The sequence below is a fragment of the Borrelia venezuelensis genome (genome assembly GCF_023035835.1).
Classification (GTDB): domain Bacteria; phylum Spirochaetota; class Spirochaetia; order Borreliales; family Borreliaceae; genus Borrelia; species Borrelia turicatae.
On the sequence record NZ_CP073220.1, the window covers coordinates 158041 to 179798 of the forward strand.

General features: G+C 28.2%; 20 protein-coding genes. 5 read left to right on the top strand and 15 right to left on the bottom strand.

What is annotated here, in order from left to right; all coding sequences use genetic code 11:
* The first annotated feature begins 1 nt into the window (after position 1).
* The gene (locus tag bvRMA01_RS00765) at positions 2 to 418 is read left to right on the top strand and encodes a hypothetical protein (protein WP_119024053.1); all 417 of its coding nucleotides are present in this window, start codon (positions 2 to 4) and stop codon (positions 416 to 418) included.
* Positions 419 to 563: 145 nt separating this feature from the next.
* The gene (alr, locus tag bvRMA01_RS00770; protein ID WP_011772116.1) at positions 564 to 1664 is read left to right on the top strand and encodes an alanine racemase; all 1101 of its coding nucleotides are present in this window, start codon (positions 564 to 566) and stop codon (positions 1662 to 1664) included.
* Here alr and bvRMA01_RS00775 read toward each other — a convergent pair.
* The gene (locus tag bvRMA01_RS00775) at positions 1656 to 3251 is read right to left on the bottom strand and encodes a hypothetical protein (protein WP_247031492.1); all 1596 of its coding nucleotides are present in this window, start codon (positions 3249 to 3251) and stop codon (positions 1656 to 1658) included. The two genes, alr and bvRMA01_RS00775, sit on opposite strands and share 9 nt — an antisense overlap.
* Positions 3252 to 3325: 74 nt before the next feature.
* Between bvRMA01_RS00775 and bvRMA01_RS00780 the strand changes: the two genes are divergently transcribed.
* A complete protein-coding gene (locus bvRMA01_RS00780; protein ID WP_247031494.1) occupies positions 3326 to 3493 on the top strand; it encodes a hypothetical protein in 168 nt (55 codons plus the stop codon).
* 3 nt (positions 3494 to 3496) lie between these two features.
* Here the strand turns inward: bvRMA01_RS00780 and bvRMA01_RS00785 are convergent, their stop codons facing one another.
* From bvRMA01_RS00785 to malQ, 4 genes are all read right to left on the bottom strand, one after another.
* Positions 3497 to 5245 carry a hypothetical protein gene (locus bvRMA01_RS00785; protein ID WP_247031497.1) on the bottom strand — a complete coding sequence of 583 codons (1749 nt, stop codon included), beginning with the start codon at positions 5243 to 5245 and terminating at the stop codon, positions 3497 to 3499.
* Between the two features lie 71 nt (positions 5246 to 5316).
* Positions 5317 to 6315 (bottom strand): calcium/sodium antiporter, encoded by a 999-nt coding sequence (locus tag bvRMA01_RS00790; RefSeq protein WP_247031499.1) that lies wholly within the window; start codon positions 6313 to 6315, stop codon positions 5317 to 5319.
* Between the two features lies 1 nt (position 6316).
* Positions 6317 to 8167 (bottom strand): putative glycoside hydrolase, encoded by a 1851-nt coding sequence (locus bvRMA01_RS00795; protein ID WP_433996708.1) that lies wholly within the window; start codon positions 8165 to 8167, stop codon positions 6317 to 6319.
* Positions 8168 to 8254: 87 nt separating this feature from the next.
* The gene (gene malQ, locus bvRMA01_RS00800; protein WP_247031502.1) at positions 8255 to 9736 is read right to left on the bottom strand and encodes a 4-alpha-glucanotransferase; all 1482 of its coding nucleotides are present in this window, start codon (positions 9734 to 9736) and stop codon (positions 8255 to 8257) included.
* Positions 9737 to 9896: 160 nt separating this feature from the next.
* Here malQ and bvRMA01_RS00805 point away from each other — a divergent pair, with 160 nt between their 5' ends.
* Positions 9897 to 11054: an OmpA family protein gene (locus bvRMA01_RS00805; RefSeq protein WP_247031504.1), complete on the top strand. Its 1158-nt coding sequence runs from the start codon at positions 9897 to 9899 to the stop codon at positions 11052 to 11054.
* Positions 11055 to 11057: 3 nt separating this feature from the next.
* On the opposite strand, the gene bvRMA01_RS00810 is transcribed toward bvRMA01_RS00805, so the two are convergent.
* Positions 11058 to 11441: a TraR/DksA family transcriptional regulator gene (locus bvRMA01_RS00810; RefSeq protein ID WP_011772124.1), complete on the bottom strand. Its 384-nt coding sequence runs from the start codon at positions 11439 to 11441 to the stop codon at positions 11058 to 11060.
* A 167-nt stretch (positions 11442 to 11608) separates the two neighbouring features.
* Here bvRMA01_RS00810 and infA point away from each other — a divergent pair, with 167 nt between their 5' ends.
* Positions 11609 to 11830, top strand: coding sequence for a translation initiation factor IF-1 (gene infA / locus bvRMA01_RS00815; RefSeq protein ID WP_011772125.1), 222 nt, complete (start codon positions 11609 to 11611; stop codon positions 11828 to 11830).
* Positions 11831 to 11877: 47 nt separating this feature from the next.
* On the opposite strand, the gene bvRMA01_RS00820 is transcribed toward infA, so the two are convergent.
* The 9 genes from bvRMA01_RS00820 to mnmG form a co-directional block, all read right to left on the bottom strand.
* A complete protein-coding gene (locus tag bvRMA01_RS00820; protein WP_247031506.1) occupies positions 11878 to 13923 on the bottom strand; it encodes a hypothetical protein in 2046 nt (681 codons plus the stop codon).
* Positions 13872 to 14459, bottom strand: coding sequence for a tetratricopeptide repeat protein (locus bvRMA01_RS00825; RefSeq protein WP_247031508.1), 588 nt, complete (start codon positions 14457 to 14459; stop codon positions 13872 to 13874). The genes bvRMA01_RS00820 and bvRMA01_RS00825 overlap by 52 nt, the downstream gene beginning before the upstream one ends.
* Positions 14441 to 15430, bottom strand: coding sequence for a vWA domain-containing protein (locus bvRMA01_RS00830; protein WP_011772128.1), 990 nt, complete (start codon positions 15428 to 15430; stop codon positions 14441 to 14443). The genes bvRMA01_RS00825 and bvRMA01_RS00830 overlap by 19 nt, the downstream gene beginning before the upstream one ends.
* Entirely contained in the window at positions 15427 to 16428 is a 1002-nt protein-coding gene (locus bvRMA01_RS00835) for a vWA domain-containing protein (protein WP_041178422.1), read from the bottom strand. Before bvRMA01_RS00835 ends, bvRMA01_RS00830 begins: the two co-directional genes overlap by 4 nt.
* Positions 16415 to 17314 carry a hypothetical protein gene (locus bvRMA01_RS00840; protein WP_247031510.1) on the bottom strand — a complete coding sequence of 300 codons (900 nt, stop codon included), beginning with the start codon at positions 17312 to 17314 and terminating at the stop codon, positions 16415 to 16417. Before bvRMA01_RS00840 ends, bvRMA01_RS00835 begins: the two co-directional genes overlap by 14 nt.
* Complete coding sequence (locus bvRMA01_RS00845; protein WP_247031512.1) at positions 17311 to 18192, bottom strand: DUF58 domain-containing protein; 882 nt, start codon at positions 18190 to 18192, stop codon at positions 17311 to 17313. The genes bvRMA01_RS00840 and bvRMA01_RS00845 overlap by 4 nt, the downstream gene beginning before the upstream one ends.
* A 15-nt stretch (positions 18193 to 18207) precedes the next feature.
* Positions 18208 to 19200 (bottom strand): AAA family ATPase, encoded by a 993-nt coding sequence (locus tag bvRMA01_RS00850; protein WP_011772132.1) that lies wholly within the window; start codon positions 19198 to 19200, stop codon positions 18208 to 18210.
* A gap of 70 nt (positions 19201 to 19270) precedes the next feature.
* Positions 19271 to 19894 carry a 16S rRNA (guanine(527)-N(7))-methyltransferase RsmG gene (rsmG, locus tag bvRMA01_RS00855; protein WP_247031515.1) on the bottom strand — a complete coding sequence of 208 codons (624 nt, stop codon included), beginning with the start codon at positions 19892 to 19894 and terminating at the stop codon, positions 19271 to 19273.
* A complete protein-coding gene (gene mnmG, locus bvRMA01_RS00860) occupies positions 19891 to 21753 on the bottom strand; it encodes a tRNA uridine-5-carboxymethylaminomethyl(34) synthesis enzyme MnmG (protein ID WP_247032390.1) in 1863 nt (620 codons plus the stop codon). Before mnmG ends, rsmG begins: the two co-directional genes overlap by 4 nt.
* Positions 21754 to 21758: the final 5 nt, after the last annotated feature.

Here is a 21758-nt window from a genome sequence, read left to right on the forward strand (position 1 = left end):
GATGTTGCAAATATATTTTATATCTGTTTTACTTAATATCTTGGGGGGAATAGTACTAGCATTCCCAATTCTGGGAGAAAGATTTAAATGTTTAATCATCTTTGAAGAATTTATAAATTTAATTAACAATAACAAAAATGTAAGAAGCATTTTTGGCACAACATTTTTAATAGCTAGCATCTTTGAAATAATCATACCTTATGATTTGCCAATAATTGGAAATTTATTTCCTGCTATCAGTTTATTTTTTATTGGTTTCATCCTCTTCTTAAGTCAAAAAATACCTACAAGCCTTCAAAATAATAAAGAATATGGAAAATTCAAATCTTTCATTGAAAGCAATAAAAAAGTAATAGGAATCTTAGCATTAATTATTGGAATAATCCATTTTTTTGCACCAAGAGTACCTTTTCTTTAAAATTAGCTTCTGACATACAATTTTAATTACAATTCCAAAAAATAAGACAATGAAATAAATCAAAAGGATATTTTAGATAAATACAAAAAAACTAAAATTTTACTGTTAAACTCACCTACATATAAATGTAGTATAATATACAAAAATGATTAAAAATAAAGAAATCATAATAAATCTTAAAAATTTAGAATATAACTTAACCGCAATTAAAAATCACATTCAAAAAAGAGAATTAGTAGCAACACTAAAAGCTGATGCATACGGACATGGACTTATTCAGACATTTAAATTTTTAAAAGAAAAAGGGATAAATTATTTTGGTATTTTTTGGATAGATGAGGCTTTAAAGATTAAAAAAATAGACAAAAGAGCAAATGTATTACTCTACATCAACACAGATAAAAGTGCAATAAAAAATCTAGTTAAATTTGATATTACACCCTTTGTTGCTGACTCTCAATATTTATCACTAATAGAACAAGAATGTAGAAAACAAAATAAAAAAATCAAGGTTCATTTAAAAGTTGATGTTGGAATGAATAGATATGGAATCAAAATAGAAAATGCTCTTAATCTAGCAATGCAAATTCAAAATTCAAAATTAGTAGAATTTGAAGGAGTTTGCACACACTTACCAACAACAGAAAATAGAAAAATTACTCAAGCACAAATCGAAAAATTTGTTCATTTTATAAACGAACTTAAGACCAAGAATATAAAACCAAAATTCATTCATGCTTCTAACTCAGAACACATAACAAACTATCCAATAAGTGAAAAATTTAATATGGTACGACCAGGACTTATTTTATATGGATATCATCCAAATTCAAATAGCTTAAACAATAATTTACAACTTAAACCCGTACTAAGCTTATATTCAAAAATCATATTTCTTAAAAAGATAAAAAAGGATGAACAAATATCATACTCTGGTCTATTCACAGCAAAAGAAGATATGCAAATCGGACTTTTACCAGTTGGATACTTCGATGGAATTCCACAAAATACATCTAACAATTTTTATTGTATAATAAGAGATAAAAAATGCTTCATTAGAGGAAAAATATGTATGAATATTTCAATAATAGAAATCCCTAAAGATCTAAAAATTAACATAGGAGAAAAAGTAGAAATTACTTCTGAAAGATTAAGCTTAGATATACTTAGCAAAGAATCTGGCATGAGTAAATATGAAATACTTTGCTCTATTGGAAAACATGAGAAAAAGAAATATTTATATTAAATTCCCTAAAGAATCAAACTTTTGAAAATCAACTAAATTTCCTTTACTATCATAAATCCATTTATAAACCGAAATCCCACCAATATCATCTCTTAGCCTTAAATCTGGACCATGATTTGTCTTTTTTGAAATCTTGCCAAATTTATTATACTCATATTTATACACACTAACACCGTAAACATCATCTTGTAACTGGCCTAGATTGCCAAAATTTTTCTGACTAATAAGTCTATTTTGTTTATCATATTCATAAGCATACTCAAAAATAGCACTCCGATCTGCAACCAAAACCCCACTCTTAGAATAATTACTCTTCAAGATCAAATTGCCATTAACATCATATGCAAATTTATATCTAAAAACACCTGCAAAATCATCTATAGGATTATCAAAATCTCCATAATGCTCTTGGGATTTAAGAAGGCCATCATCATTATAAGCATACTTATAAATCATCACCCCATTGGAATCACTAATTAAATTAAAATTTTTATCAAAAAAAAGATTTTCAATTAAATAAAACTTATTATCATACTTATAACTATAAACTGCAATACCCTTAAAGTTATTCATTATCTCATATTTTTCCTCATAACTAGCGGGAATATCACTATTATAATTTTTATTTATTCTATTACTATGATTTATTACCCTTTTTTCATTATTTTGCATATAAAAAATGGTTTTTCTCATAGCATAACCATTCTGACTAACGGTTAAATTATTGTTAGCATCATAATTATACTCTTTATAAAAATAGTCCTTTTCTTTTAAATTATATTCATATCTATATATTGCCACATTATTTTCATCGGGGGTCAAATTATTTTTAATATCATAATTTAAAATTTCAATGAGTTTGCCATCAAAATCATAACGATACGTCTTTATTGCAACAGAAAAAGGGTTTGCATACAAAGAAGCTACCGGATCTAAATATTCTTCCCTTATAATATTATGTGAACTGTCATAAGTTAATCTAAAACCATATATTCCATTCTTAGCCTTAATGTTATAATTGTTATCATCGTAATATAAAACTGTCTTCCTCCGATCAGAATCATCATAAATAATTTTAGTATAATAAACATTATTTAAATCTTTAATTTGAAAACCAACCTCACTAAACCTATAAACATAAAAACTACTATCATCATTGTAAATAAAATGATAATAAGCAATTCCATACTTATCCCTTATAATCTCATTAGATTTATTATAATTAAAAATACTCTTCGGTCTGCCATTTGGAAAATATTCTACTTGCTCAACATAAACATCTTTCAAATTCTTAGCAGCAAAACCTCCATTTAAAAATAATCTCCTTTCTATATCATCAGAATATTCTATTTTGATCTGATTTGCACCAAAAAAAGAAGGAATTAAAATACTAAGTTTGCCAACATAATCAATAAATACAAGCCTGCCATCATCATATGTAAATTTATACCCACACTCTTCTTCCGCATTTTCTTTACTGATCTCATATTTCCCGATTATCCTATAATTAACATCATAATCAGCAAACCTATAATAAATTTCTTCTGAAAAAAGAACACAAGACACAAAAAATATCACCAAAAACATAGTCATTCCTTGATCAATCAACCTTATTTTGATAAATTTATTATACAATAAATTAGTTTAACTAGGAGTTTAAAATGGCAAAAATTTCTAAAAATGCTCAAAGAAGTGGTTTTAAAGAGTTGTTAAGCAGGTGGGGCGGAAAAATTATAATGAAGTCTAAATTTGAAAATGGTAAAATAAAACACTATGCTGAATGTCAAACCTCAAAAAATACAGCAAGAAGACCTAAAGATTTATTTTAAAATTTATTTTTTATTCAATTTATCTTCAAATTTCAACCAAGCTTCATCTTGTTCACTTTTAGTATAGGCCCTATTAAAGGTTGCTTCCTTAGGGGTTTTGCCTTTTCTAACATAAGAACTCCTAATTTGCTCTCTTAGCTCTTCCCTTTGTTTTCGTCTTTTGTCCAGTTGTCTTTTCACTCTTTCATTTGGATCAAAAAGCTCAGCATGATCTTTAACCACAATCTTAGAATTTAATCTAGATAAAGCCTCTTTATAACTCTGCTGCCTCCCTGTTAAGAATAACACAAGCCTCTTTAACAAAGGCAAATCTCTATAAGCAGAATCTAAAAGATTAGATAGGTCAACTTTATAAATCTTATAAAGTGGTAAAAATGTATTACTATTTTTAAAATATTTAGCAGCTTCGGTTTTGATTATATCCTTAAGATGCGTCTGAATATTCTGTGTTTTAGAAACTCGTTTATAATGCGAAACAATAAAATCAAGAAATGCGACCTTATTTTTTAAACAATAATCATTTATATCATAATTAGCAATAAATTCAATCAATGTCTTTTCAAGACCTTCTTCTGTTAAAATAGTAGAAGAATTCTTCCCACTATTAAATACTTTCACAAAGTCATTTCTCAACTTATCCCTAATATCAACTAAAATTTGATCGAATTCCTTTAAAAACATAGAATAGGCACATGGCTTATATAAATACATTCCGGATTTAATACTAAATATTTTAGGTAACGAACCCTTAATGCTAGACTCAAAAAAGTATTCATTAGCCGTCTTTAAAAAATATTCAGAATCAGATAATACCTCAGCATGCTCTTGAAGAATATTTTTAAATTCTTCTATATTAATAAATCTCGGTTTAAACTCTATTGTTTTTTCAATTGATTTCAAAGTTTCATCAATCTTAATGCTTTCTAAATTTTTAAGTTCTTCTAAGTTTTTCTCATTAGTAATATAAATATTCAATACTTCTAAAAAAGTAAAGTAATGTTTAGAAATATTAACGCCTTTCTTATTTAAAATTTCTTCCTTATTTTCTAAAATTCCTAAAAGCAAATTATAAGCAACTCCCACACCATTAATACCCTCATCTAACATTCGATCATACTCACTAAGCTTTACATTTTTAGCTCTCATAAAAACATCTTTAACTATTCTGTTAGAAGCAATCCCGAATAAAATTCTCTTCATAAATTCAATAAAATATAAGGCTTTTCCTGATGGAATTATTAAAGAATCCAACACAAATATCTTTTTTGATGAAGAATTTTCTTGAAAATATTTAAGATTAATGTCTGAATTTGAAAGAATGACAAACTCTTTTTCGAAAACCAATAAATTTTTATCTATATTCTTAATTGTAAGTAAAGTACTAAAGACTTCTATTCCCACATAATGCTTTAAAAACAAATCCTCGATAGCATAATAATAAAAATCATAACTATTTTCATCTGTTATTATTATTTTATAAGGTATCATTTCTCCATTGGACGTTGACTGATTAATAATAATTCCTCTCCTAACCTCATAAAGCTTGCGAAATAAAAAATCCAATTCTCCTTTAAGAGCACGAATTTTAACAGAATAATCTTCGATAAAACTAGCATAATCTATAATATTGTGCTTATGTTCCAAAATAATCCTTAAAATCATTTTTTGAGTATCTGAAGAAATCCCTATTTGAGAAATTAAAATATCCACTTTTTTATCATTGAGATAGAAAATTTCGGGTAATTTTTTCATCTTATATTTCCAAGCTCCTCATATACAAAACAATAATAACATATAATAACATATTGACAAATTCAATAGAATTAAAAAACACCAAATAAAAATGAATTATATAAAATATACAAACATAAAAATAGAATAGCGGGTCCTCTGCTAAAAGCTCCTCTAAATCTCACTATGAATAATAACATTAAAGATACAACAAACATGATACTAAAATCAGCTAAATAAATATCACTCATGAGTACTGGATTTACAAAACTACTACTAGATAAAATAAACCCAATATTAAATATATTACTTCCAATGATATTACCAAGGGCAATATCTGACTCCTTTTTAATTACTGCAAAAAGAGAAACGACGATCTCTGGGATGCTGGTCCCAAAAGCTACAAAAATAATTCCAATTACTTTCTCACTAATATTAAAAACATTGTGTGCAATGTATATTGAACTATCTATTAACAACTTTGAACCGAAATATAAAAAATATATACTTAATAATAAGAGCAAAGTATTTAAAAATAAAAAATTAAACCCATAATTACAATTAAAATTTCCTAAATTTTTTGGAACAGAATTATATTTTTTCTCTTCTTTGTAAAATAAAAATAGATATGATAAAAATAAAATTAAAATCACCAATGAACTGGTTCTATGATAAGGTACCTTAAAAAAAGACAAAGTACCAAAATCAAAAGAAAACAATAAAAGAAGAAACATTAATAAAAATAAAATTATAAAAGAAAATTTGAGTCTCTTAAAATCAGTTTTAATCCTTAAAAAAATCCCTGTTAAGGGAAGTGCAAGCAACATATTAATGATATTACTCCCAATGATATTAGAAACAATAATTTCATTTTTACCCTTAAGAGATGCTATTAAACTTGTAAAAAGCTCTGGAGAACTTGTTGATAAGGATACTATTACAACACCGATTAAAAGATTAGGAACTTGAAAATAAGTAGCAATGTTAACAGAACTATTTAAAAGATAATTCCCACCAAGATACAACAAAAATATACCAAATATTACACAAAAAAGATGAATATGTGCCAAAAAATCTCCTCCCACAAACATATTAAGAAAAATTTAAAAATTCGCTTAAATCACTCTTAACCATATAGTAAATATTAGATGCATTCCATAAACTAAAGCCATTACCTAAAGATTCCTTAACGCCTCTTAATTGATGAGAAAAATATTTTAAATAAACTTCTTTACTCACGCGGCGTTCAGAACCAAGCAAAAAAGCTTGAACATAAGGTCTAATTATAACCTTACCTGAAGAAAATACAGCCGCTCTATTACTTCCTTCCCTATAAATTTTATAAGCTCTCGTAGTATAGTATAACTCATTCTTTAAAAAATCATTAGTATAATGAGAAGGATAGAACATTGGAGAAATAACATCAACATAATCCGCAATCATAGAAATATTTTGACCAATACTATTTGTAATAAACCATCCATTATTTCCGTAAATGTCAACAGAAATAGGAATAGAAATATTTTTTCTAGCCATAATTAAAAAAGATTCAAGAGCATCAATCGCGCGCATCTTATATTTATTAAATCTTGAAGTTATAAGAGACACAGGGCCATCTGTTGGAAATCTAATATAATCAAACTGAATCTCATCAACTCCAAGAGACTGAATTTCTTTTGCAATAGATAAATTATAATCCCACGTACCTTGCAAGAAGAGATCTACCCAATGTTCCTTTTGAACAAATTTAAAAGAATCACCATGCTCAACCTTTACAAGGTTTGCCCAAGGCTGATTGGTCTTCTTATTCCAAAGAGCATACTCATAATTATTATAAAAATAAAGTTTAGCGTCTTTAAACACAACAACTCGTGCAATAACATATATTCCAAGTTCCCTTGCTTTATTTAAAATATAAGGAACATCTATCAAATTCTTAACAGCCTTTATCTTGTTTGGCAAAGCTAATTTACTTGCATAAGTTAAAATACCACTATCATCTTTAAAGTCAATAATAACAGCATTCATGCCTAATCTTTTTATAAACTCAAATCTCTCATCAATAGCTGTTTTGCTTCGAAGAGTGTAAGCCGTTAAATAAATTGACCCCTTATTAGAAGCAAGATGCATTCTTTCTAATTTTTCAATAGAATTTTCTCCATACACAGAAAATTGACCATCAAAAGTCCATTTGCCATCAACATAGGAATAAAAATGATTATCATAAGTTCTAACTAAAAGTTTTTCTATTTTTGCATCCGATAAATCAATAATACGCACTATCTGTTTTTTAAAAGGAAAGTCCAACTTCCTAACAACCCCTAGAGTTGTATTAATTAAAATAATATCCCCATAAATTCCACAGGAAAAGTACAACTCATTTGCATTGTTTCTTGAAAACTCTATTGCACTAACCATATCATAATAACCAGCACCCAGATATGTCTTAGAAATTAAAGAATTTAGGCTCTTAAAATCCAAATTATCATTAACACTTAAATAAATTCCACTATTAGAAGTACCAACAGCAATACGCTTATATTCTCCTCGAGATAATGCACTTGATGTAATGTAAGAATTTTTATTAAACTTCTCATTGTCAACTAATTTTATAAAACTTTTAAAATAATTATGAGAAACATAAACAGAGTCATTAGTTGTCAAAAGGGAATTTGAAGAATAAAAATCTTCATAAATAGAAGTTATTCTCTTAGACACAGGTCTTGCAAACGGATATATCCATCTGGTCTCTAGCCCCTTAGGTTCAACCTTAAATATCACATCATTATGTTTTTTATATAAAGCACCTTTATTAATAAAAAATAAATCACTATTCTTAAAATATTTAATCTCATCTAATGAATGCAAATGAAAACACAAGAAAAAATAAGAAAACAACAAGCAAATTATATACAAAAGCATTATACATGTATTAAGTTTCATATAAATAACATCCAGCCTTTTTTAAAATAAACTTAAAAATAAATATTAAAAAACAAATATCATTTTAACAAATTATTGAAGTTCCTATTAAGTTCTTCCATAAAGTTTTGTAATGTCACTTATCTTTTTGCTTAAATCGTCACTCAAATCACCACTTAATATTCTAAAATTGTTAAGCATTGCATCAGATATATTCATACTAAAATCAGCTACCAAATCAAGATAATCTTTCATTGGAATTATTACACTATTTGCAACACTAGCCATCGCCCCCCTTATCATATCCCAAACAATAGCATTTTCACTAGTATTGAAATAATCAAAAATATATTTTTTATGCTCATTATCAACAGAGTTAATAAATCCACGAATAGTATTACTCTCATGAGTACCTGTATAAACAACACAATTTCTTATATAATTATGGGGAAGATATATATTTGCGGAATCAAAATCAAATGCACATTGCATCATTTTAGTTCCAGGGAAACCAAAATAATCTCTTAACCTAAATGTATCCCCACGATCTTTTACAAGGTCTTCAACCCAAATTTCTAAGTCATTAATCTCATTTAGAACCTGTTTAAAAAAATCTTTCCCAGGACATTTTACCCATTGTCCACCAAATAACAAAGATTCTTCTGCAGAAACCTCCCAAGTTGATACAAATCCCCTAAAATAGTCGATTCTAACAATATCCACATATTTACGCAAAAAATCAATACGATTAATCCACCATACATAATCATCTTTTCTTAAAGCTTTCCAATTATAAGCTGCATTACCCCAAAGATATTTTTTGCTAAACAAGCAATCAGGGGGTACACCCGTTACCTTATCTTTACTTGCATCAAACCTTAATTTAAAATATTTTTGATGCGCCCAAACATCAGCAGAATCATAAGACACAAAAATAGGAATATCACTTACTATTTTAATTCCAGCATTATTAGCATATTTTTTTAAAGCCTTAAATTGTGAAAAAAAGAAATATTGTAAAACTTGTTGAATATTGATCTCAACCTCAAGTGTCTCTCTAAGCTTAGCTAAAGCCTTAGCATCCCTTTTTAAAATTTCTCTACTAAATAAAAGATTAAAAGCCTGTGAAGATTGAAATTTAGAATAGTACTCTTTAAAAGCAACAAAACTTGAAAAATCTAAAAGCCAATAAGCAGCTGATTTTTTAAACTTTTCAAATGCATGAATCTCATCAATTGTTGCCCTGTGCAAAAAATTCAAAGCAGCATTTCTTAAAATAACTTCCTTAGCTTTTAACTTATCATAATCAACATATCTATCTTCCAAGCATTCAAAAGTGCCTAAGTCTATATCAATAAACCTATCAATAGCATTCAAATCAATATAATTGATATTACCAGCAAATGCAGAATAACTTGAATAAGGAAACTCCAAAAAACTAGGAGGCGAATAAGGCAATATCTGCCAATAACCTTGTGATGAATCGGCAAGAAAATCTATAAATTTATATGCCCCTCTTCCTAAATCACCAATACCGTATTTAGATGGCAGAGAACTAATATTTAGCAAAATTCCACTTTTTCTTTTCATTTTTTATACCTCAAAACAATTGACTATTTAATTAATATCTTAAAACAAACGTTCACATACAATCATTATAACTAAAATGTAAAACTCACAAAGCATTATTCAAAAGATTTAATGAAATATTTTCAAAAAACATAATCTCAATTATGATATAATTCGTTAAATGAATATTAAAATTGTTATATTACTATTTTTAGCAAATACTCTAGCATTTTCATCTGAAATATTAGAATTTAAATACACTAAAGGGGCTAAATTCAGAATAGAAACTACAGATAATCAAGAAATTTACCTAAACGGAAGATTTAACTCAAAAACCAAAACTAATATCCAAGTCTCAAGCGAAGTAAAAGACGTAAAAAACAATTTTGCAGATATCAAATCTTACTTTAGAGTGTTAAAAAGAGATAATGAGAGCGACGTTTACTTACTTAAAGAAGAATTTGAAGGAAATTTTAGCATAAACAAACAAGGCGAATATAAAATTAATAATGCTCAAAAAAGACCTTCTGTTAGAGGCATCCCAAGATTCCCAAAAACACCCATCAAAGTAAATGAAACTTGGACATATCCAGCAGAAGAATATATTCAAGCATCTGAGATTTCACAAGAAATAAAAGATTTTGTTACAAAATTTGATGTAAATTATGTGTACAAAGGCAAAGAAAAAATAAATGGCAAATACTACGACATAATTCTCTCAAATTATAAATCTAAATATAACGTAAAAAACATATTATTCTCTCAAAAGGTTAACCAAATAATTTATTTTGACTCAAAATTAGGAAACATATATAAATATAACGATACATATGAATTTCAAATGCAAAATGACAACAATAATATCAAAATGACTGGAAACTCATTTGGGAAAATAATCTCTATTGAACTACCAAATGACAACATAATAGAGCATGAAGTTAAAGAATATATTAGCACAAAACAGATAGACTCTATTAACATAGAGAAAAACGAAAATGGTATCAAATTAAGCTTAGATATTGAATTTTACCCTGATTCTTTCCAAATCATTAAAAAAGAATACAACAAACTAAAACACATAGCCAATTTATTAGAAAAGTTTAAAGACAACAATATTCTAATAGAAGGACATACAGCAAAGTTTGGAACAGAACAAGAAATGCAAGAATTGTCTGAAAAAAGAGCTCATTCAATTGGAAACTATTTATTAAAAATGAAAGTAAAGAACAAAAACCAAATATTTTTTAAAGGATGGGGTGCCAAAAAACCTAAGTATGCAAACTCATCTCCTTTAGCATCAAAAAATCGAAGAGTAGAAATTACAATCCTAAACAATTAAATATTAAATTGATCGCTTGCCCTTTTTTTCTTTTTTAGTCTGACAACTTATACATAAAAATGCATAAGGAATAGCCACAAGTCTTTCTCTTGTAATACTCTTATCACATGCCAAACAATTACCATAAGTATTTTGGGAAATTCGATAAAGCGCCTGATTTATTAAATGCAGTTTTTTTTTCTCAACTGAACTTAAAGCTTCAAGATTATTTCCATCCATATTGTCAAATGCAATATCAATTATGTCCTTTAAATGCATATCATTATTAATGATCTCTCTTTTACTATCCTCAACAGATCTTATAGAATTTAATATTTCTTTTTTTGATTCTAAAAGAAAATTTCGCATCTTTTCAACAAATTCATGCTCAAAATTACTTTTCTGCATGATATTACCTCCCTATAATAAATTACAATTTTTAAAAAACTCCGTGTAATTATATAAACAATCTCATATAATGTAAACTAGTACATTAATTTTTAATAAAAAATAATTGCAATGATATTCCTAATTGTGTACAATTTATTCTGTTACATAAATAACAAGGGGGCATTTTGAACACTAAAGAAGAAGCTATTGAAACTGAAGGTATTGTTAAAGAATCTCTACCTAACACAATGTTTAGGGTAGAACTTAAAAATGGGCATTTAGTTTTAGCTCATCTATCTGGAAAGATGAGAAAACATTTTATAAAAATAGTTCCTGGAGATAGAGTGAAAGTTGAGCTATCACCTTATGATCTTACAAAAGGGAGAATAGTATATAGAGAAAAATAACTACTTATATCAAAATAATTTAAATCAATTAATAGATCGGTCTTACTTTATATTAAACTATCTTTAACAGATACAATAAAGTTTTTATAAATCCATCCCTGAAGTCCATGGCTTGTTTGAATAAGAACAAAGTCATCTTTTCTATTAAGTACATAAACACTTATATTCCCGTTTAAGAATCGCCAGCTTCTTGAAAAATTATCAGGAACTTTATAAAGAGAAACTAGATCACCTTTAATAATTCCAATCTCAGACTGCTGGTCAACATAAAAGTAATATGTTTGAAATAAAGTAAAACACGTTACAGATAAAAGCAAGAATAAAATAATTCTCTTTAAATTTTTTGCATAAAATTTATAAGAAATAACCACTATTAAACTATTTATTAAAATTAAACTAATAATAAAAAAAATATTAGACCAAACAAAACTATTGTTTCGAATATTTTCATTAACTCCATTCTTAGCCTCAATAAAATCAATCACCTTGTAAAAGGTATCATTACTTGGTGAAGTAAAAAATGCCTTATAAGCCGAATAAATTGCATCAAAATATCTATCCATTTTATTCAAAATGAGAGCTCTGTTTAACCACAGTCCTGAATAACTTGGATTCTTTTTTAGAATATTATCAACTCTATTAAGAGCATTATCATAATTTTTTGATTTATAATCTTCAATTAAATCATTTATATTATCTTCTGACAAAGAACCATCGTTCATAGCATTAAGACTAACAGCAAGAGTTAATATTAAAATAACTAATCCACAACCTGATGCAATAAAGAACTTTTTATATCTAATAAAAACAGCTAAAGAAAATAAGATTCCTGGTATCAAAATTAAGTAATAAACGGGAACAAAGAATAAAAAAGTTTTATTTCTATGTTTTAAAATATCATGGTATGAAAGCAAACTAAAATCTGACAATAACTCTTGACCAGAATCATTATTATTTTTAAATTCCCCATAATATTCATATTTTAGTCGTTTACCATCAAGTTTATAAACCTTTCCATCATCAGGATTTAAATAAGTAAAATCACCAATATTTAAGAATAAATTACCCTTATTATCTGGTTTAAGAGTATATATCTTAGATATACTGCCCTTATACCCATCTTTTGAGGGTTCAAAATTATAATTTTTTTTATTATAAATAACTTTAGAGTTATAAGTTTCAATTTCTGGAAAACGAATATGTGGAAGATTACCTTGCCCTGTAATTTTTATTAAAACAGTAAAAGTATCTTGATTAATTAAAGTTGAATTAGGAAATTCATAGTCAATTTTAAAAGTTCCAACGGCTAAAGACTTAACCTCATCAGGTATTGGTTTTATTTTTAAAGAAATACCAGGACTCATACGGGCAACATTTTCACCTATATTAAAAAAAACACTAGGAATAACAATACCTTTTGAACCTCTAAGAGGAGTTAAGATAAAGTTATAAAGGGGTACATCCAATATTTCTTTACTATTAAAAGTCCTATACTTAATATTTTCAAATATAGGGGTTCTATCAATCATTGCATCTTTAACAGCGTTAAAAGAACTGGCAATAGACTTCAAATTGTTATTCACAAGCCAATTGACACGCAAAACAAACCCAATACTCTGATACTCATAAATTTCTTCTTTATCAAAATCCCAATACAATCTAACTGGCAAACCAAAAAACTGGGACTCATCTTCTTTTAAAACAACCACTTCAAACTCTGAACTTAAATAAACTTCACCAAGATAAACAATTTTTAATGAAGGAATCTTAACAAATCCCAATTTATCAAAACCATATTCAATTTTTATTTCTGTAACAATATTATTTCCATCTGGTACTTTTGATATCGAAGCAATTTCGGTGTTATCATTTATATCTTTACTTATTTCAAACTTTAATGACGACTCATCAATATCTTGGGATAGATTTAATCTAATCACATGAACAACCTTAGATCCTTGAAGGACCTTAGTTGATACTAAATAATCGGTACCAGATAAAGAGTAAATTTCAAAATTTATAAAAAATAAAACTAAAGATATCACCAATCTTCTCGTAAAAACACAGTTTGTTCTTCTGATCTTGTTACCCATAAAACCCTCTCAAGATTTTCAATATACCTTAAAAAATTTTCATTGTTCTCAATAAAATTTTGACTTCTCTTAACACTTAAACTATCTAAATCATCTGGAATACTTCTTTTTTTAATTATTGCAAGTTCAAGATTATATTTAGCATTATAACTTGCAGGATTGATCCTTAAAGCTTCCTTAAATGCCACCTCTGCTTTTCGGTAAAGTCCTTGATTATAGTATATTATACCCTCATTATAGTTTATATTAAAATTCAAAAAGGAATCATTATCTCTTTTTGCGTAAGAAAACATCCGAAGAGAGCTTTCATACTCTCCTAAAGAATAATATACAATCCCAAGATTATAATAACCCCAAGACGTACCTTGCTTATCATCTATAAGATCATAATAAGTGGAAATTGCACCCTGATAGTCGCCTCTAATATATTCATAATTACCAATGGCCATAAGAGACATAGCTCTAATATTAGAACAAGATAAAAAGGATGCAAATATCAAACTCATTAAAAAACAAATTAAAAAGTTTCGTCCCATTTAATGACCTTAACAAATAGATACAATACTATAAATAAAAAAGAGATAGCTAAAAAAAGCTTATATCTTAGAATACCAATAAGCAAAATATCACTTGAACTTTTTTTCATTATATCATTCCTTATCTCATTAATAACATAATTAGTACCTTTTAAATATAAATTATAATAAGAACCCTTAAGAGAAGACGTTAAAAGATACAAATTATCCTCATCAAGCACAGCTTTCACTACATTGCCATCTTTATCCTTAACACTTAAATTATTATCAATCAAAGGCGATGGCTTATCACTTCCAATACCAACTACAAAGCTTGTAACATTAAGTGCATCAATCAACTTAGGAAAAGTATAATAATTATTCTCACCCCATTCATCTCCATCTGTTAAAATTATCAAAAAATTATAATAAGAATCATCTTTTATTCCCTGTATGGCACTAAAAACTCCTTCACCTAAAAAACTACCAGGAGAACTTATTAAGTTAGGCTCAATATAATTTAATATCTTATGCAAGCTAGCTTTATCCTTAGAAAATGGCAACACTAACAAGGATTTACCTTTAAAAATAGTAAGCGAATACTCAACATTCTCAAAATTATTTAAAATCAAACTAATAAAATTCTTAGCACTCTCAAGTCTGTTAATCGATTTTTCTTCATCAAAGGTTAACATACTACGAGAAATATCAACAACAAAAGATATCCTTAAATTTGATCTTTTATCCTCAGTAGCTTTTTGCCCCCAAGAAATATCCAAGATAGAAACAATTAAAGAACCCAGACTCAATACAAAAAAGAACATCATAAGAATTTTTTTTATATAATAATTTTTAATGTAAGCATTATTAACATACATAAGACTTAAAGTCTTAAACAATGGAAGCGCTTTTCTAAAATTATAGATATATAAAAAAAGAACTAAAAATAAAATTATAAACAAGTAAAAAGCATAATAATTGCCTATACTCATAACACCTCTTTTAAAAAGACCTTAGACAAAATGAAGTAAAGGATTAATAAGAAAAATATTACCAATAAAAATTCATTGTAAATATCATCATTATCAACCGCAATTTTAACCTTTCTCTCCACATTTTCCTTTTTCGAAAAATCCTGTATTGCAAGTTTAAATGAAAAATCATCACCTACAGAATAAAAAAGTCCTCCTGTTTTACCTGAAATCTCAAAAAGCATACTAGGATCATAAATCTCTCTTAAAGTACCTTGATAAAACCTGCCAGATCTCAATTTAAAACCAACACTAAGCTCTTCACTACTACCAATTCCAATAGAGTAAATTTTAACATTTAATCCTTGAGCAAGATTTATTACCTGATCCTTATAAACTTCATCTGAATTAACTACCCCATCTGTTAAAACAATCACTGATCTCTTAGGCGCTTCCGAATGCTTTAAATGAGAAAGGGCAATGGAAATACCAAGTCCCAAAGCAGAACCATTTCCAAGATCCATAATATAAATATCGTCTAATTTTTTAGAAAAAAAATCTCTATCAATTGTAAGTGGAACTATTAAAGAAGCTTCCTTAGCAAAAGCTACCAATCCAATATTGTCATTTTCTCTCTGATAAACAAAATATTTAATCAATTCTTTTGCAAATTCAAGTCTATTTTTAGATGAAAATTCAATAGCACCCATGCTAGGAGATATATCCAAAACAATAACAATATCAGCTCCACTACTAAGATAAGTCGTTTTCTTCTTCGAAATAGAAGGACCTGCTAAAGTTAAGATCATAACTGTCATTGCTAAATAAAAGAAAGCATAAGTTATAAAATATAACAAATTCAATCCATAATCCCTTAATTTTATAGAACCAAGGTTTCCATAAATAGATATTGGAAATTTAACTTTTCCTCCTCTACGCTTAAAAAAATGACCAAAATAAATTATGAATGGAAGAATTATAAGTAAAAATAAATATAAAGGCTCATTAAATGTTAACATTATCACCTCTATTAAATTCTTCAAAATTAAAAGCTGCTTCCCTTAAATCATCTAAAACAAGTGATAGATTTCCACCTGATAAATTCATCCCACTAAATTTACTAAAATCAGAAAGCCTAAGCATATTAACAAAAGTTGAACGAATTTCATAAGGAACGTTAAAATTTTGCAAAATTTCAGAAATTTCCGTCGTAGTAATTGCATTAAAATCAAAACCTGTTTTTTTAGATAAATAAACCCTTAAAGATGAATTCAATAAATTATAAAAAACAACCTGTTCTTCGTCACTCTTAATATAATTAGACAAAATAATCATTTGTTTCTGAAACACTTTATAAGGTTTTCTTAAATTATGCTTCATTATTAAAAACACTAATAAATGCTTGACAAGCTTCAAAAATTTAATAAAAAAGTAAGGAACTACTACAAGGGCTAAAATAAAAATAACAAGATACGTACTTGTTCCTGGAAGAAAAAGCACTCCCTCTATATCTTGAATTTTAAGAACATCATCATCTGCAATTAACTTACTAGTATTTATTTTGACATTATTGAGAATTAATTTAAAAGATTTATCATTGCTGATAATATCTCCAACATAAATACGCGGAAGAGTATTGCTTCCGACATAAAACGAAACAAAATATATTATTACCTCACCGCTCTCAGGCCTGTAAAGAAGTGAATTAACCTCAACGAACTCATTTTTAATTTCCTCAAATTCAGCAGGGATAAATTTTTCATTTTCACCAAGAATTAATGAAAATTTAAGCTCAACAGTATCTCCCACATAATAACGAGTTGGAATAAATATCTCATTTTTTATCTCATAAGAAAATAAATAAAAAGACAAAAAAGACATGATAAAGACAATTATGTTTTTCAAATATCATTCTCCTTTTTTAAAAGAGCTTTTAGCTTTCTAAAAACATCATCTTTCGTACTAATTTCTATAAAATTAATACCTCTTTTTATGCATTCTTTTCTCCATTTGATTTTATCTAATGTCCAATAATTTTTATAACTATTCAATATCGTTTTACTAAATCCAGAAGTCAAAAAATCTTCACAAGTTTCAATATCTTCATAAGTTAAAACTCCATATTGAGGAAGATTTTCATCAAAAAAATCTGTAAGCCTTATTGCAATAATATTATGACGTTTACTAAGAACAGTTAAAGATTTAAAATAATCACTGGCTTTAAAATCTGAAATAATGATAATTAAAGATCTTTTCTTATAATATTCAGCTGTATTTTTAAATACATAAGTTAAATTACTTCCCCTCTTAAGCCGCCTATTTATTGTCTCATTTAAAATTCGTCCTAAATGTGAATGCCCCTTTCGAGATGAAATAAACTTATCCGTTTCACTTGAGAAAAAAGTTATACCTATCTTATCATTATTAAAAAATGCCATATGAGCAAAAATAGAAACTAATAAATCTTGAATTTCTTTTTTACTAGTCAAGCTTCCCAGACTCATTGAAAGAGAATTATCAACAAGCAAATGAAGATTCATTCCCTTATCTTCTCTAAAAACCTTAGAGAAGATACTATCTGTTTTCGAACTAACATTCCAATCAATCAATCTAGCATCATCCATCTCCTCATAAGGTCTAAACTCATGAAATTCAAGACCAAGACCCTTAAAAATAGAACGATATCCACCAAAATTAAGCTCCAAAAGCATTTTTCTGGAGAAAAATTTTAAAGCTTTTATCTTATTTTTAGTGCTAGCATTTGATTCATTATCATATTGCATATGAAATTTAAACCCTTAAGGAAGCGCCACAGCTGAGAGAAGTATCTTAATAATATCATCAGTATTCATCTCCTCAACCTCTGCCTCATAAGATGGAGTAATTCTATGTCTTAACACATTATAAGCTACCGCCTTAACATCTTCAGGAAGAACAAACAATCGCCCCTCATACAGGGCATTCACACGAGCACATTTGAGCAAACTAAGTGATGCCCTAGGAGATGCTCCAAATTCAATATATTTAGTAAATGGATAAGTTTTTTTATCATTTTCACGAGAAGCTGCTATTAAAGTAACGATATAAAGCATTATCTTATCATCTACCTTAACCTTACCAATTGTACGCTTAAGATCTGCTAAAGAATAAGCATTCATTATTTTTGCAACTTTAATATTCTCAAGTCCGCCATCAACCGAGAATATTTTAAGAAGCTTAATTTCATCTTGAATAGAAGGATATTTCACATTAACTTTTAACAAAAATCTATCAAGTTGAGCTTCTGGCAAATTATAAGTCCCCTCTTGTTCAATTGGATTTTGTGTTGCAAGAACAAAGAATGGATCGGGCAGCTTATGTGTTTCATCACCAAGAGTTACTTGACGCTCACTCATTGCCTCAAGAAGTGCTGATTGAACCTTTGCAGGTGCTCTATTAATTTCATCTGCTAAAATAATATTTGAAAATACAGGCCCTTTTCTAACCTTAAAAGTCCCTGTCGTACTCTTATATACCATATTACCTGTAAGATCAGAAGGCAAAAGGTCCGGGGTAAATTGCACTCTCTTAAACCCAAGATCAAGAACATCTGAAACTGTTTGAATCGTCAATGTTTTAGCAAGTCCTGGTACACCTTCAAGCAAAACATGTCCTTCAGTCAAAATTCCCATCAAAATAGCATCTATCATTTCTCTTTGACCAAGGATTCTACTTGCGACTTCTCTTCTAAACTTATTTATTAAACCTAATGCATTCTCTACTTCAGAATCTATTTGAAAACTACTTTTCATACCACCCCTATCGTACTAAAATTTTTCATCAAAAATAAAATATAAACGATAAAACGAAAAAATAAAATCACTACTTATAAAGCAAAAGAAAATTTCTCTCTTTACCATCATTCATTGTTGATGATTTTATTTCTATTTTGTTAAACAAGCTTTCAATATGACTAACTTCAAACTTAATCTTATTTAATTTACCCTTATAAGCCACAATCAAACCTCCATCTTTTAAAATCAATTTCAAAATTCTTGCATATTCTCTTATATCTCTAAAAGCCCTGATTGTAATAAATTCGTATTTATTTTGCTCTTTATCAACATCATGTTCTAATACCTCAATATTATCTAAACCAAGTTCCAAACTAATCATCCTTAAAAAAGTAGCCTTCTTATTGCTACGTTCAAGAAGAATATACTTTCTAAAGTTATCAAAAAGAGCCAAAACAATCCCTGGAAATCCAGCTCCACTACCTACATCAAGTACTTGCCGTGGATTCTTATCTTTGATAATAGGTAATCCAGCTACAGAATCTAGAACATGTAAAAGCACTGCATCAAAATTTCGATCATTATTTGACACTAAGTTAAACCTAGTACCAAATAACAAAACTTTTTCTATATAAAATCTTAATTTATCAATGCTTTTTGAAGTAAAAGACACTCCTAAACTTTTCAAAGAAAGTTCAAAATCATTCATCATAAAGCCAAATTAAGCACTACCTTATTTTTAGGACTTGAAAAATATATAAGTAAAACTTGAATATCCGTATTTCTAACACCAGAAATCCTACTTGCCTGAGCAAGATTAGCTGGCTGAATTTTAACAAACTTTTCCCTAGCCTCTCTGGATAAACCATCGATTTCATAATCGAAATCAAGGGGTAATTTAATAAGCTCAAGGTTATTCATTTTCCTAATTAAATCTTTTTGTCTATTAATGTAGCCTTCATACTTAATATCTAATTCAACCTGTTCAAGAATCACTTTTGAAGCATTCAACTTAGGATCTATATCAATAAGATCACTTAAATGGATATACGGATCTTTTATAATATGATAAAAATCTTTACTAATATGTTTCTTTAACTGTAAAGTACTAGCTTCCCTTTCCTTAAGACGCCTCTGCCTCAAAAGTTCCTTAATTTCTTCTACTTGCTTCTCCTTGAAAAAATATCTAGAATATTTTTCCTCACTAACCAGCCCAACTTCATATCCCCACTTAATCAACCTCTTATCACTAGTATCATGTCTTAAATTAAGCCTATGTTCAGCCCTTGAGGTAAACATTCTATAAGGTTCCTTAGTACCCTTAGTAACAAGATCATCAATAAGCACCCCAATATAAGAACTTGTTCTTGGCAGTATCATTGGATCTTTCCCCTGCAACTTAAGTGCTGCATTAATTCCAGCCATCAATCCTTGAGCCGCGGCTTCCTCATATCCTGAGGATCCATTAGTTTGTCCTGCAACAAAAAGTCCCTTAACTCTTTTAGTCTCAAGGCTCGCATATAATTCAATAGGATTAATATAATCATACTCAACAGCATATCCAGGTCTTGTAATAACGGCATTTTCAAGTCCATCAATACTATTGATCAATCTTTTTTGAACATCCTCGGGTAAAGATGAACTTAGACCATTAAGATACATCTCTTCAGTACTTAAGCCTTCAGGTTCAATAAATATTTGATGTTTATCTTTATCTTTGAATTTTACTATCTTATCTTCAATTGAAGGACAATATCTTGGACCATTCCCAATAATTTCACCGGAATAAAGCGGAGAGAGATGCATATTGTCACTAATTATTGCATGAGTTTTTTTATTTGTATAAGTAATGTAACAAGAAAGTTGAACCTTATCTATCTTAGTATTTGAAAAAGAAAAAGGAATGATATCAGAATCTCCAAATTGAATTTCTGTTTTTGCAAAATTTATACTCTTTCTATGAACCCTAGCAGGAGTACCTGTCTTAAGTCTACCCATCTCAAATCCAAGTTCAAGTAAAATTTTTTCAAGACCATAAGCAGCAGGCTCAGAAATTCTCCCCATACAAGCTCTATATTCACCAATAAATATTTTACCTCTAAGAAAAGTTCCGGTTGTAAGAACAACAACACGAGATGTAAATTTATTACCCCTCTCTGTAACAACACCTTCGATTCTATTCCTCATAGAATTAAGCAAAAAGTCACTAACGGTATCTTGAAAAAGATCAAGATTGATTTGCCTTTCCAATGTTTCTTTTGCCTTAACCTGATACACTAATTTATCAGCCTGAGCACGTGGGGCCTGAACAGCAGGCCCTCTACTTTTATTTAAAATTCTAAATTGAATCATACTAAAGTCAACAAGGCATCCCATCTCTCCTCCAAGAGCATCAATTTCACGCACCATATTTCCCTTAGCAAGTCCACCAATAGCAGGATTACAAGAAAGTTTACCAATCGTATCTAAATTTTGAGTAATTAGAAGCGTCTTAAAATTTAATCTTGAAAGAGCTAAGGATGCTTCAATACCAGCATGTCCACCTCCAATTACAATAGCATCGAAATCCATATCTA